The sequence below is a fragment of the Nonomuraea sp. 10N515B genome (genome assembly GCF_052245915.1).
Lineage (GTDB): Bacteria > Actinomycetota > Actinomycetes > Streptosporangiales > Streptosporangiaceae > Nonomuraea.
Genome location: NZ_JBQQBQ010000013.1, coordinates 170,276 through 182,120, shown reverse-complemented (window position 1 = coordinate 182,120; position 11,845 = coordinate 170,276). Strand labels below are relative to the sequence as shown.

At 67.9% G+C, this 11,845-nt stretch carries 17 protein-coding genes and 1 tRNA gene; 11 read left to right on the top strand and 7 right to left on the bottom strand.

The features are described 5' to 3' along the window. Window positions 1-95 precede the first annotated feature (95 nt). From ACTWQA_RS22130 to ACTWQA_RS22115, 4 genes are all read left to right on the top strand, one after another. The gene (locus tag ACTWQA_RS22130) at window positions 96-578 is read left to right on the top strand and encodes a CarD family transcriptional regulator (protein ID WP_043624891.1); all 483 of its coding nucleotides are present in this window, start codon (window positions 96-98) and stop codon (window positions 576-578) included. 17 nt (window positions 579-595) lie between these two features. Continuing rightward, entirely contained in the window at window positions 596-1,069 is a 474-nt protein-coding gene (gene ispF, locus ACTWQA_RS22125; RefSeq protein ID WP_443161054.1) for a 2-C-methyl-D-erythritol 2,4-cyclodiphosphate synthase, read from the top strand. 184 nt (window positions 1,070-1,253) lie between these two features. After that, complete coding sequence (locus ACTWQA_RS22120) at window positions 1,254-1,541, top strand: GlsB/YeaQ/YmgE family stress response membrane protein (RefSeq protein ID WP_305915007.1); 288 nt, start codon at window positions 1,254-1,256, stop codon at window positions 1,539-1,541. A 96-nt stretch (window positions 1,542-1,637) separates the two neighbouring features. Further along, window positions 1,638-1,907, top strand: a complete 270-nt coding sequence (locus ACTWQA_RS22115) for a GlsB/YeaQ/YmgE family stress response membrane protein (protein ID WP_305915008.1) — start codon at window positions 1,638-1,640, stop codon at window positions 1,905-1,907. 52 nt (window positions 1,908-1,959) lie between these two features. Here ACTWQA_RS22115 and ACTWQA_RS22110 read toward each other — a convergent pair whose 3' ends face one another. Beyond that, window positions 1,960-3,216, bottom strand: coding sequence for a hypothetical protein (locus ACTWQA_RS22110; RefSeq protein WP_443161053.1), 1,257 nt, complete (start codon window positions 3,214-3,216; stop codon window positions 1,960-1,962). Window positions 3,217-3,274: 58 nt separating this feature from the next. On the opposite strand from ACTWQA_RS22110, the gene ACTWQA_RS22105 reads away from it, so the two are divergent. Next, window positions 3,275-3,661, top strand: coding sequence for a PPOX class F420-dependent oxidoreductase (locus ACTWQA_RS22105; protein ID WP_327585846.1), 387 nt, complete (start codon window positions 3,275-3,277; stop codon window positions 3,659-3,661). Between the two features lie 43 nt (window positions 3,662-3,704). Then, window positions 3,705-5,096 (top strand): cysteine--tRNA ligase, encoded by a 1,392-nt coding sequence (gene cysS / locus ACTWQA_RS22100; RefSeq protein ID WP_443161052.1) that lies wholly within the window; start codon window positions 3,705-3,707, stop codon window positions 5,094-5,096. Here the strand turns inward: cysS and ACTWQA_RS22095 are convergent. The 3 genes from ACTWQA_RS22095 to ACTWQA_RS22085 form a co-directional block, all read right to left on the bottom strand. Continuing rightward, a complete protein-coding gene (locus tag ACTWQA_RS22095; protein WP_443161051.1) occupies window positions 5,093-6,004 on the bottom strand; it encodes an LLM class flavin-dependent oxidoreductase in 912 nt (303 codons plus the stop codon). The two genes, cysS and ACTWQA_RS22095, sit on opposite strands and share 4 nt — an antisense overlap. 128 nt (window positions 6,005-6,132) lie before the next feature. Then, window positions 6,133-6,411, bottom strand: a complete 279-nt coding sequence (locus ACTWQA_RS22090) for a hypothetical protein (RefSeq protein WP_443161050.1) — start codon at window positions 6,409-6,411, stop codon at window positions 6,133-6,135. A 36-nt stretch (window positions 6,412-6,447) separates the two neighbouring features. Beyond that, window positions 6,448-7,011, bottom strand: a complete 564-nt coding sequence (locus ACTWQA_RS22085; protein ID WP_443161049.1) for an RNA polymerase sigma factor — start codon at window positions 7,009-7,011, stop codon at window positions 6,448-6,450. 312 nt (window positions 7,012-7,323) lie between these two features. On the opposite strand from ACTWQA_RS22085, the gene rlmB reads away from it, so the two are divergent. Next, window positions 7,324-8,286 carry a 23S rRNA (guanosine(2251)-2'-O)-methyltransferase RlmB gene (gene rlmB / locus ACTWQA_RS22080; protein WP_327585841.1) on the top strand — a complete coding sequence of 321 codons (963 nt, stop codon included), beginning with the start codon at window positions 7,324-7,326 and terminating at the stop codon, window positions 8,284-8,286. Window positions 8,287-8,306: 20 nt separating this feature from the next. Then, window positions 8,307-8,379: transfer RNA gene (locus ACTWQA_RS22075), tRNA-Thr, on the top strand. Between the two features lie 5 nt (window positions 8,380-8,384). On the opposite strand, the gene ACTWQA_RS22070 is transcribed toward ACTWQA_RS22075, so the two are convergent. The 3 genes from ACTWQA_RS22070 to ACTWQA_RS22060 all read right to left on the bottom strand — a co-directional run bounded on the left by ACTWQA_RS22070 (window position 8,385) and on the right by ACTWQA_RS22060 (window position 10,757). After that, a complete protein-coding gene (locus ACTWQA_RS22070) occupies window positions 8,385-9,929 on the bottom strand; it encodes a tyrosine-type recombinase/integrase (RefSeq protein WP_443161048.1) in 1,545 nt (514 codons plus the stop codon). A 16-nt stretch (window positions 9,930-9,945) separates the two neighbouring features. Continuing rightward, a complete protein-coding gene (locus tag ACTWQA_RS22065; RefSeq protein WP_443161047.1) occupies window positions 9,946-10,128 on the bottom strand; it encodes a hypothetical protein in 183 nt (60 codons plus the stop codon). Between the two features lie 182 nt (window positions 10,129-10,310). Then, complete coding sequence (locus ACTWQA_RS22060) at window positions 10,311-10,757, bottom strand: helix-turn-helix domain-containing protein (RefSeq protein WP_443161046.1); 447 nt, start codon at window positions 10,755-10,757, stop codon at window positions 10,311-10,313. A 151-nt stretch (window positions 10,758-10,908) separates the two neighbouring features. Here ACTWQA_RS22060 and ACTWQA_RS22055 point away from each other — a divergent pair, with 151 nt between their 5' ends. From ACTWQA_RS22055 to ACTWQA_RS22045, 3 genes are all read left to right on the top strand, one after another. Next, window positions 10,909-11,157 carry a helix-turn-helix domain-containing protein gene (locus ACTWQA_RS22055; RefSeq protein WP_443161045.1) on the top strand — a complete coding sequence of 83 codons (249 nt, stop codon included), beginning with the start codon at window positions 10,909-10,911 and terminating at the stop codon, window positions 11,155-11,157. A gap of 94 nt (window positions 11,158-11,251) precedes the next feature. Next, window positions 11,252-11,590 carry a hypothetical protein gene (locus tag ACTWQA_RS22050; RefSeq protein WP_443161044.1) on the top strand — a complete coding sequence of 113 codons (339 nt, stop codon included), beginning with the start codon at window positions 11,252-11,254 and terminating at the stop codon, window positions 11,588-11,590. Next, window positions 11,587-11,832 carry a hypothetical protein gene (locus ACTWQA_RS22045; RefSeq protein WP_443161043.1) on the top strand — a complete coding sequence of 82 codons (246 nt, stop codon included), beginning with the start codon at window positions 11,587-11,589 and terminating at the stop codon, window positions 11,830-11,832. The genes ACTWQA_RS22050 and ACTWQA_RS22045 overlap by 4 nt, the downstream gene beginning before the upstream one ends. Window positions 11,833-11,845 lie beyond the last annotated feature (13 nt).

Here is an 11,845-nt window from a genome sequence, read left to right as displayed (position 1 = left end):
TATGCGGCCTTGACCTGCAGTTATGAGGATTTCACTGTTCCGGGAGCCTGTGGATGCGTGGTACTCTGGAGTACAGCGGAAGGGGTACTTGTCACATGACTTTCCAGGTCGGCGACACTGTCGTCTACCCCCACCATGGGGCTGCTCGGATCGAAGCAATCACGAAGCGATCCATCAAGGGTGAGGAAAAGACCTACTTGGTGCTCAAGGTCGACAAGGGCGACCTTACCGTCCAGGTGCCAGCTGAAAACGCAGAACTCGTCGGTGTGCGCGATGTTGTCGGCCAGGAAGGCCTTGAGCGGGTTTTCGACGTCCTCAGGATGCCGCACACGGAAGAGCCGACCAACTGGTCTCGTCGTTATAAGGCCAATCTGGAGAAGCTCGCGTCGGGTGATGTGAACAAGGTCGCCGAGGTGGTTCGGGACCTGTGGCGGAGGGATCGCGAGCGCGGTCTTTCCGCGGGCGAGAAGCGTATGCTCGCCAAGGCGCGGCAGATCCTGGTCAGTGAGCTTGCCCTGGCCGAGAAGACCAATGAGGACAAGGCTGAGGCCCTGCTTGACGAGGTTCTCAACTCCTGAGCGCGAAACTTCCACGGGTGGGCGTCGGAGTCGACGTCCACCCGTTCAGTTCAGGCGCTTCGGAGCGAGAGCTCAACCTCGCCGGCCTGCATTGGCCCGGTGAGACCGGGCTGGCCGGCCATTCAGACGGCGACGCCGCCGCGCACGCCGCGTGCGATGCGCTGCTGTCCGCTGCCGGGCTGGGCGATCTAGGCCTGCTGTTCGGCACCGCCGACCCGCGCTGGGCCGGCGCCTCGGGCGCTGCGTTGCTCGAGGAGACCGCCCGCCACGTACGCGCAGCGGGCTACGAGATCGGAAACGTGGCCATCCAAGTGATCGGCAACCGGCCCAAGCTGGCGCCGCGCCGTGCGGAGGCCGAGAAGGCGCTCAGCGCCGCCGTGGGGGCGCCTGTGAGCGTCTCCGCCACCACGACCGACGGGCTCGGGCTGACCGGGCGTGGAGAGGGCATCGCGGCCATCGCGACCGCGTTGGTGGTCAACCTTTCCGCCTAGCGGGGCGTCTTCCTGGTGGGATACGTGAGGGTGTCCTGGCGGGTCGTCACCTAGCCCGCCTCATGCGAAGGCGGCGGTTCGTCACTGGCGCGGTACGGACCGCCGCCTTCCCCTTTGGGTTGTTTGTCCTGTTGGGCGGGTAGGTCTCCCCACGACATGTGAACGTCTTCGGGGGGAGCAACACATGATCGGCGCGATTGTTTCCGCACTGGTCATCGGCGCCATCGTCGGTGCGCTTGCCCGGCTGATAGTGCCCGGCAAGCAAGGCATGTCGATCGGCCTGACTCTGATCGTCGGCATCGTGGCCGCGCTGATCGGCACGCTGATAGCGCACGCGTTCGGCTTGGCCGATACGCGCGGGATCGACTGGATCGAGCACATACTCCAGCTCGCGCTGGCGGTCGTCGGTGTGCTCCTCGTGACCAGAATGGGCATGGGGCGCACCGGACGAACCCGTGGAACACCCACCTAACCTGCTCGTACGCAAAGGCGGCGCATAATCGCCGTAGATCGGGTAGCGCATCCCCGTGAGAGTGAACCGCTCACTCTCACGGGGAGGTTTCATGTCATGACAATCCAGTCCATCCTTGGCGCCATTGTGATTGGCGCCGTGATTGGCGCAATCGGTCGCCTGCTGCTTCCCGGCAGGCAGGCCATCGGGTGGATCCTCACCATCGTCGTCGGCATCGTGGCCGCCCTCGTGGGCACGCTGCTCGCACAGGTGCTGGGCGTGCAGACGACGCCGGGCATCGACTGGATCGAACTGGTGATGCAGGTGGTACTGGCGGTGGTCGGCGTCGGCCTGGTCGCCGGGCTCCGACGGGGGACCAGCGCCTAGGCGAGATACATCGGCCCGCCCTGAAGATGTGCTTCCGGGCGGGCCTTCTCCGTCAGTCCTCTGGCGGGCGCGGACTGCTGCGTAGCCGGCCTGAAGGGGCCGGGGTGTCGTCGTGGATCACCGGATGCGGCGCGGTGTCCTCTAACTCGTCCTCGCGCCGCTCGCCGGCGTCGGTTTCGTCGACCGCCTGCTGATCGTCGACCTGATCGTCGACCTGATCCGCCGTCTGGAGCTCGCGGACCGGGCTCGCGGTCTGGAGCTCGTCGGATTCGGCGAGTTCCGGGCCGTGCCCCGGGTCGGGAACCTCCCCGTCCTCAAAGACCAGGTGCGGCTGCGTGTCGGCATCCCTGTCGTCCGGGCGCGGGTGGACGAGGACATCGGCCGGCTTGACGCGGTCACCCCAGCGGACCGGGCGGGTCTCGGGTTCTGGGGCGGGCTCCTCGTCGCCGTCCTGGACGGGCTCGGCGGTCGCCCAGGACGGCTCCTGGTCCTGGACGGGCTCGTGAGCCGGCTCGCGGGCCTGCTTCTGAGCGGGCTCAGGGGCTGGCTCCTGGGCGGGCTCCTGGGCGGGCTCCTGGGCGGGCTCAGTGGGCTCGTGGACCTGCTCCCGGGCGGGCTCAGGGACCGGCTCGGGGACCTGCTCCTGGGCGGGCCATTCGGTCACCTGCGCCGAGACCGGCGGCCGCGCCTCAGCCGAGACCGCCGTGCGTTCCTGGGCGGGCGTCGGCGGGGTCTCCGGGGCTGCGGTGGGGCCGACGAGCGGCGTGCGCTCCGTCACGGGCGCGGGGGCCTCGGTGACCAGCGGGGGCGGCGTCTCGGCCGGTCGGCCGCGGTGGAAGGGCACGATGTCCGGTTGCCCCGTGCCGTCGTCCTCCTCGTCCTCTCCAACGCCCCGATGCGCCTGCACGTGCTTGATCATCAACAGCCACAACCACAGGGCGATGGCCAGCATGACCCAGGGCGCCAGGGCCACGCCCACGGCCGCCTGCCGCACGTCGAAAACGAACCTCACCGCCGTGGCGACATCCGCCGCCGCCGCGGCCACGATGAGCAGGACCAGCACGATCGCCGCCTGCACCCGTACCAGCAGCCGGGCCGAGCGCAGCAGCAACACGCCGATCAGCGCGACCACGAGGAGCGCGTTGAACGCCGCCGGATAGAGGAAGGCGAGATCCTGCGTCGCCTCGCCGGTGACGGCGAGTGTGCGCAGGTCGTCGAAGGAGAGCGCGCAAGCGGCCCCGGTCAGGGCGGCGACTGCGAGCCCCGCCAGGGCGATGCCCAGGCGACGGAGCGTAGAGGGGGGAGTCACGTCCATGGCGCCTTCGAGCCTACAGAAGAATGGGCTCAAGACCGATCAAGGGAGAGACATGGCCCCGCTGCCCGAAGAAGCACGCAAACTCCTGGACGCGCCGAACTACGCGACCGTGACGAGCATCAACCCCGACGGCGGGCCGCAGTCGACGGTCGTGTGGGTGCGGACGGACGGGGACGACGTGATCTTCTCGACCGTCAAGGGGCGCAGGAAGCCGCGTAACTTCGAGCGCGATCCGCGGGCGAGCCTGCTGGTCATCGACCCGGACGACCCGTACAGGTATGTGGAGGTGCGCGGGCCGGTGGCCATGACTCCTGACCCCGAGGGTGCCCTCATCGAGGAGCTCTCGCAGAAGTACCGGGGGTTGTCATGGGAGGACAAGCCGGGCACGGAGCGGTTGATTGTCCGGATCCGGCCGGACAGGGTCACGGTGCGGGGCTGATTTATCGACGTGATAACGCCGAGGAGGCGTTAGCCTTTCCTTCGTGAGCCTGCACATCTACGACACCAGCACGCGCGCCATCCGTGAATTCGTTCCGGTCGAAGCCGGCCGGGCGTCGATTTACCTGTGTGGTGCGACCGTGCAGGCTCCTCCGCACATCGGGCACATCCGCTCAGGTGTGAATTTCGACGTGCTCCGGCGCTGGATGACGCGTTCCGGCTATGACGTGACGTTCTGCCGGAACGTCACGGACATCGACGACAAGATCATCAGAGTTGCGGCCCAGGAGAGCGTGCCCTGGTTCGTGGTGGCCGAGCGCAACCAGCGGGCCTTCACGTGGGCGTACGACACGCTGGGCTGCCTGCCGCCGACCGTCGAGCCGCGCGCCACGGGACACGTGCCCGAGATGATCACGTTGATGCAGCGGCTCATCGACCGCGGCCACGCCTACGCCTCAGGCGGTGACGTCTACTTCGGCGTGCAGTCCTACGCCGACCGCTACGGCTCGCTCTCCAACCAGAAACTGGACAACATGCGGGCCGCGGCCGACACCGACGACGAGTCGTGCAAGCGCGACCCGCGCGACTTCGCCCTGTGGAAGGGCGAGAAGCCGGGCGAGCCGACCTGGCCGACCCCCTGGGGTCCCGGGCGCCCTGGCTGGCACCTGGAGTGCTCGGCCATGGCGACGAAATACCTCGGGCCGACGTTCGACATCCACGGGGGCGGGATCGACCTGATCTTCCCGCACCACGAAAACGAGATCGCCCAGTCCCAAGCGGCCGGCGACGGGTTCGCGCGCTACTGGATGCACAACGGCATGCTCAAGATCGGCGCCGAGAAGATGAGCAAGTCGCTCGGCAATTCGCTGCTGATTCCCGAGATGGTGCAGAAAGTGCGCCCCGTGGAGCTTCGCTACTACCTGGCGGCGCCGCATTACCGCTCCTCGATCGACTACTCGGAGGAGGCGCTGCTGGAGGCGGCGGCCGCATACCAGCGCATCGAGGGTTTCGTGACCAGGGCCGCCGAGGTGATCCACGACGTGGACGCGCACGCGCCGCTGCCGCAGGCGTTCGCGGACGCGCTCAACGACGACCTGGGCACGCCCCAGGCGCTCGCGGTCGTGCACGAGGTGGTGCGCGAGGGCAACGTGGCGCTGTCGCGGGGCGACAAGGAGGCCGTGGCCCGGCTGCTGGCCGAGACACAGAACATGCTGGACGTCCTCGGCCTCGACCCACGCTCGCCGCAGTGGCGTGGAGCCGGGTCGGACCTGGCGCCGGTGGTGGACGCGCTGGTGGCGGTGGCGCTGGAGCAGCGTAAGGCGGCCCGCGCGCGCAAGGACTACGAGGCGGCGGACGCGATCAGGGACCAGTTGGCGGCGGCGGGCATCACGGTGGAGGACACACCGCACGGGGCCCGCTGGGAGCTGTCCCGCTAGCCTGCGCTCTCGCCGCCCTGCGCTGCCAGGGCTCTGGCCTCGGCGAGCAGTTCGGCCTGCCGGGGCCAATCGCCACCGTCGAGGCCGAGCCCGACCGCGTCGGCTCCAGCGTCGGCGTACGCGGCCAGGCGCTCGGCCACCTGCGCGGGAGCGCCGGTCACCGGGACGTTCGCCGCCTCATCGGGCGACATCCGGTGCACGTCGACCAGGGAGCGGACGAAGGACTCCACGGCAGCCGCGGAGTCGTTCGCGAGGAAGGCGTGACCGCCCACGGAGATCGAGGGGACCGGCCGCTCGAGCTCCTCGGCGATTTCCCGCAACCGCGCCGCCTTCCCCGCCAGATTCTGCGGGCTGATGAGTGAGGGCGCCCAGCCGTCCCCGTACAGCACGGCGCGGCGCATCGCGGCCTCGGAGTTCCCGCCGACCAGGATGGGTGGGACGGGGGCGGCAGGTGCCAGGACGACCTTCTCGCCTGCCAGCACCTCGGCCGGTTCGCCCCGAATGAGGCGCGGCAGGAGCTCCAGCGCGGCATCGGTACGGCGGCCCCGTTCTCCTCGCGGTGCTCCGCCGGCCGCGTGCCAGAACGGCGAGCCGGGGAAGCCGCCGATGCCGACGCCGAGCACGACACGGCCACCGGACAGATGCTGGAGTGTCTGGATCTGCGCCGCGACCCAGGCCGTGGGGCGGAGCGGCAGGGTGAGCACCCCGAATTCCAGCTTGATCCGGCTGGTCGCGGCCGCGACGGCAGCCAGGACGAGGGCGGGGTCGAATCCTGGCGTGCCGTCGCCGATGAGCAGATCCGGCATCCCGACGGCGTCGTACCCGAGGGTTTCCAGGTGGCGAGCCATCGCGATGGCGGGGAGGCCGGAATCGGTCTCAGGCAGGCTGGTGGTGATCCGCATCGTCATCCCTTCCGATGGTGGGCGGGATCGGGATGACACCACGCTAGAACCCCAAGCAGACTTGAGGTCAATTCGTCCCCACCGGTGCCGCGTGCCGCGTGCCAGGGGTGCTCGGCCGACGTGCCAGATGACCTTCAGGCCCTCCGCCAGCGACGTTCGGCCACTTTCACCTCGCATCCGCCATCCGAGCACGACCGTTGTATTCGCCCCCGTGAGATCGTCTGCGCCAGCCCGATCGCCCAGCAGGTCGGGCACCCACGAAAGGCGAGCACCCCCAAGGGGGCGAGCAGCAAGCCGAGCGGCCCGACCACCGGGATGAGCGCCACCGAGCCGATCAACGCCCCGAAGCCGATCGCGCCGCGCACCAGATGCCGGGGCAGCGACGAACTCGCGAAGCTCCGGCTGTCAGTCATCGAGACCTCCAGGAGCCGGACCCGACGACAGCGAGATCAGAAGGCGGCATCGAGATCCCCCAGAGCCGGATCCGACAACGTGCGCTGCACTGCCGCACGGGCACGATGCAGCCGCGACTTCATCGCCGCGATGCTGAGCCCCAGCCGCTCGGCGACCATCCGCCCGCTGAGCCCTTGCACATCCCGCATGATCAGTACCTGCCGCTGGTCGGCGGGCAGCGCAGCGATCGCCGCCGCCACCCGCGCGGCCTCCAGCCGCTCGAACACCTCGTCCTCAGCCGACGGCACTGCGGTGGCTTCGGTGAACGGCGGCTTAGGGGGGCGCATCATGAGCCGAGCCCGCCGAATGCATTCATTGCGAATGATCCTGAACATCCACGAAACAAGCGCTCCGGAAGCCCGCAAGGTTCCGATCTTGCGATACAGGACGATCAGCGCCTCCTGCGCGGCGTCCTCGGCGTCCTCGGGCGTGGCGCACAACGATCGCGCGAACCGCTGCACGTGCGGGTGCGCGCCCGCCACCAGCGCCGCGATCGACTCGACGTCTCCTCTGCGCGCGGCGGCGACCAGCCGCTCGTCCGACCACGTCGTCTCAGCCACGTTCACGCCTCCTCCGACGGAGCACGACGACACTACACGTGCAGATGAGCACGGCAGCGACGGCGACGGCGATACCTACGACCACGACAACCAACCTCCATGTCCGTTGTCGCCGGCGGGATTGCCGGGACGAGTATGAGAGGGACTCGAGCCCTGGAAGGATTCACCTCGCCGCGGCCGATTTGCCGGATGGCCGAGTTCCTGGGTGGGGGAGTCCTGGGTGATCGGAACGGGTGCATGGACCGGCTGGCGTGGGAGACGGACCGGCTCGCGTGGGATGAGGTGCCCGGTGGCCCGAGTACCCTTGATTGCATGGCAGCAGGGGGTAGGGCTTCGGGCAGGCCCGCGAAGAAAAAGGGCCCGTCCAAAGGCACCGGAGGGCAGGGGCGCCGTGGGCTCCAAGGCAAGGGTGCGACCCCGCCTGCCGAAATGCGCCATTGGTACAAGGACAAGGCACGCGCCGAGCGCATCGCCCGCGAGGAGCAGGGCGGCGCACGCCGCGCGGCCCCGACGAGGCAGCGCCGCTCGGAAGACGCTCCTGAATACATCGGCGGTCGCAATCCCGTGCTGGAGGCCCTGCAGGCGGGAGTGCCCTCCAACGCCCTCTACGTCGCCCAGCGCATCGAGGGCGACGACCGCGTACGCGACTCCATCAAGATCGCGACAGAGCGCGGCATCGCCCTGCTCGAGACCACCCGCGAAAAGCTCGACCGCCTGACGGAGGGCGGCGTACACCAGGGAATCGCCCTCCAAATCCCGGCCTACGACTACGCGCACCCGTCGGAGTTGGTGGAGCTCGCGCAAGACGCAGCCGAGACCCCTCTGATCGTCGCCCTGGACTCCGTCACCGACCCCCGCAACCTGGGCGCGATCGCTCGCTCCGCCACCGCCTTCGGCGCCCACGGCCTCCTCATCCCGTCGCGCCGCTCAGCCGGCGTAACGGGAGGCGCATGGAAGACCTCCGCCGGCACCCTGGCCAACCTCCGCGTCGCCCGCGCCGCCAACCTGACGGCGGCCCTGCGGGAATACCGCGACGCGGGCCTGTTCGTCATCGGCCTCGACGGCGCCGGCGAAACCGACATCGGCGACGTCCAGCTACTGACCGAGCCGGCGGTGATCATCGTAGGCTCGGAGGGCAAGGGCCTGTCCCGGCTGGTCCGCGAGCAGTGCGACGTCCTGGCCCGCATCCCGATGCGCGCAGCGGCGGAGTCCCTCAACGCGGGTGTCGCGGCGGGCGTGGCACTGTACGAAGTCGCTCGTCACAGGCGTCTCTAGCGTCTACACTGATAGGCCGCGCCGACGTAGCTCAATCGGCAGAGCATCTGTCTTGTAAACAGAAGGTCAGGGGTTCGATTCCCCTCGTCGGCTCCGGGTCAGAGGCCCTTTTCGGAGATCATCCGGAGAGGGCTTTTGATCATCTGGGATACAGATGGGATATGGACCTTTTTGGTCCCATCCCGGTACGGCTTTAGGAGACGCTCTAAAGCAGGCACCGGAGAGTGGAGCGAGATCGCCGCCCGCTCGGCCAGCGACCGCTCCCAGCGCGCCTGGAGCGCGTCTTTCAACTGCTGTCGCATCCCCTCGGAGATGTGCGTGTAGTGGGCGCGCATCCCCTCCGAAGCGTGCCCCATCCGCTCGTCGCGCAACTTCTCGTCGATCCGGTCCTCAGCCATCCATGTTTGGTGACTGTGCCGCAGCCCGTGAGGAGTCAGCCCCGGCAGGAGCGGCAGCCATGAATAGACGTGCTGCCTCTGGATGTCGTACCCCCAGAAGCCCCGGCCCCTCGGAGGGACGAACGTCTTGCCGCGTTCGGCCGCTGGCCACGGTGGCAGCACCCGGCCCGGCCACGGCGTCTCACGCACGTCCACCAGCACGCGCCTGCCCGGCCGGCCTCGGGACCCGGCGTAGCGGCCATCCACCGCAGGAGACCACAAGCGACGGTCGTGGTTGCTGGCGCGGATGTGCCCCCGCTCTATGGCGATCTTTCCGTCTTCCCCCCTACGTGGCGCACCCTGGCCGAGCCACATGTACGGCATGCCGCCTTGGCACGGCTTCTCACCGCCATCTGCCGGAGGGCCGCCGGCGCATTCGCACTTTTGGTCAGGGTGGAGCTGAACCCATTCCGAGATCAGGGCTGCCAGGAACGGAGGAACATCGAGGGTGCGGTGAGAGGCGTCCTTTGGCGGCAGCCGGTAGAACCTACCCCGATCTTCTACGAGCTGCCAGTCCACCCGGATCGAGCCGAGCCGTACGTGGTCCCGGTCGAGGCCGGTCAACTCCCCCCACCTCATGGCCGTGTAGGCGAGCGTGACGACGGCGTAAAACTCATCGTCACGGTCCGACAAGACCGCTTCCCGCTCCGCCAGGAGTAGTACTTGCCGCGGCGTAGCCCACACCTTCTCCCGACTGCGACCGGCCACCTTCGTCTTGCGGCCACGCTTGCGAGGGCGGAGAGCAGGGTTCGACGCGATGAGTCCCTCCGCGACCGCGTCACCGAGAATCGAGATCAGCCGGGCGCGGGCCCCGTTGGCAACGTTTACAGCGTAGCCAGCAGCCACGATAGAGCGTTCCCACTGGGCGATCTCGATGGGGGTGAGCGAGGACAGCGTCCGGCCGCCGAAGAACGGCAGGATGTGCTTCTTGATCGAGTAGGCGTAGTTCCGGCGCGTCTTCAACGCCAGGTCCTGAGCGGGCCACCACTGGTCAACCCAGTCCTGCAACGTCAGCTTCCCGAGCTCGGGGTCTCGCCAGACGCCGCGCTTGATGTCGACTTCCTGGGCGATGCCCCAGTCCTTGGCGGCCTGCTCGCTCGCAAAGGGGCGGTCGTATTCGTCCTTGCTGGTCTTGTCCCACGTCCCATCGGGACGCTTGTAGTGGACACGCCAACTGTTCTTGCCTCGTCGCTCTGTGAATGCCATGGCGGCTCCCAGTTGGTTAGGCGTTGATGCGGGCGCGAAGTTCTGCCTTCGCTTCGGCAATTTGCTGCTGGAGAACCTTTGAGCGGTGGCGGAGATATGCCGAGTAGAGCTCATATTCGAGGGACGTGGGTCCAAGGATGACCCTGATGACTTTTGCTCGTAACGCGTCGATCGCGTCGTCGGCATCGATTTCGGGCATGGGTCTCCCTGGGTGTTACTGGAGTGTCACCGGTTACCCGACGTGACTTGGGACACTCAGCAGACTCCTGTGAATGCGGGGAGGTCTACATTCGGGGTCAAAAGAGACTATTCCGTTACATATCCCGTAATTCGGAATCCAAAATTCGGGATCTCTGGAGATCTCAGGGACCTGCGAGCGATCTAGCGCGATGTGCGCTTGTCCAACTCGGCGAGCTTCTGGCGTAGCTCCGCTAGTTCTCGTTCCTGTGCCGCGACGCGCATCTCCAGGAGTCGTAGCGACTGCCGTTCGCGGTCGGTCATCTCGTCATTGACTTGTCGGCCGCCGTGGTGTTCGGCGTCGGGCGCCTGAAGGATCTCGCGTAGTTCGTCCGCGGCATCGGACCGGTTGGCCTCAACAAGCTGGGTGGGGGAGAGGCCGGCAATGTGGGCCATGCGCGCGACTGTCTCGGCTGGCCCGCGCACGGATACGTGTACGCCGCTGACGGTCTGATAGCCGCTGACGATCTGGCGCCAACGGCCCTCGCTGATGCCTGTGCGCCTGGCGGCCTCGCGTGCTGACAGGCGCTTTCTCTTCAGGGCGGCTGCAATCAGTTGCCCCTCGGGGGGTGCTTCTGGTCGCTCGCTCATGCGTATACCTTCGCACACCTTCGCACTATTAGCGCAACCGTCCAGCAAGCCCAGTTACAGGACCGTGCCTTTCAGTAACTTTCGTGGCCGCATGACTGCGTAGTAGTGCGAAGTGCTTGTACTACGCACAACTACGCACTACGGTGAAGCCATGGCAAGCCCTCACCGAAAGCGTCCGAAGGACCCCCTTGACCACGAGCCGGAAGCCGTCACGTACGTCCGCGAGAAGGCGGGACTGACCAAGACCGCTCTGGCTCAGATGTGCGGCGTCACCGTCAGCTTGATCAGCGAGATCGAGCGCGGCACGCGCAACGCAACCCCCGAGATGATCGCGAAGATCGCACGGGCCACGAACTGCCCCGTCGTGATCATTGAGCGCAAGCGCGTGGTGGCCTTGTGAACCCGCAGCAATGGCAGCCGCGGCCGCGGCGCGAACCTATGTGGACCTGCCCCAACCCGAACTGCGGCAAGCAGAACGACCCCATCCGCACGTCGTGCATTTCTTGCAGGACCCCGAGGCCGAATTGATTGCCCCCACGCTTTACACCACCGAGGAGGCCGCTGCCCGTCTGGGGCCGCAGTTCAAGCCCTCCACGCTCCGCCGCCTCGCCGCCGCCCGCAAGGTCGACGTGGCGCTCATCGGCCGCAAGTACTGGTGGACCGACGACCAGCTCGCCCAGGTCGTAGAGGTCTCCACCCGCCCCGCTGCCAAGAAGACGGGATCGCGGCCGTCCCGTAGCCACAGCACCTCGACATCGGTGTCAGACCACCGCACGAGCGTCGAGCTGCTGCGCCCCGACCCCGGAGGCCGGTACGGCAAGAGGGCCTCATGAACGAGGAGATCCACATGCTCACCTACGAGCAGCGCGTGACGCGCTACCTCGCCCAGACCGGCCGCATCTGGAACGGCGCCGGCCGCCCCCCGCTCACCCCGCGTCAGCGCCGCCGCGCCATGCACAAGCTCGCGCACCAGTGGGAGGTGCCTGCCCAGCGGCGCGCCGAGCGGTCGGCCGCCCGGGCGAAGGTTCGCGCAGCCCGCCAGCACCGCCGTGCCGAGATCCCGGTTACTCGCTGACAAACGACGAGGC